The following is a 305-nucleotide window of genomic DNA, read 5'->3' as shown; positions in this document are numbered from 1 at the left end:
CGAGAACTTCGCCGAGCTGCGCGAGGAGCTCGTCGGTAGCGGGCACGTCTTCAAGAGCGAGACGGATACCGAGGTGGTGGCGCACCTCGTGGAGGAGTCCTACCACCGCATGCTCGCCGAAGGCACCGGCGACCTGCGTGCGGCGGTGGCCGAGGCGGCCGCACGACTCGTCGGGGCCTACGGCCCGGCCGTCATGGCCGATGCCGAGCCGGGCACGATCATCGCCTGCCGCAAGGATTCCCCCATCGTGGTGGGCTGCGGCGAGACCGGCAGCTACGTGGCCTCCGACATCATCGCGATGATCG

The 305-nt window shown here is 69.8% G+C and carries 1 pseudogene; it reads left to right on the top strand.

The features are described 5' to 3' along the window. Nucleotides 1–305 (top strand): annotated as a pseudogene (locus tag NE591_RS14045) (glutamine--fructose-6-phosphate aminotransferase); the annotation flags it as partial.

This window comes from Adlercreutzia sp. DFI.6.23 (assembly GCF_024462535.1).
Classification (GTDB): domain Bacteria; phylum Actinomycetota; class Coriobacteriia; order Coriobacteriales; family Eggerthellaceae; genus Adlercreutzia; species Adlercreutzia rubneri.
This window is presented reverse-complemented; position numbering and strand designations above follow the sequence as displayed.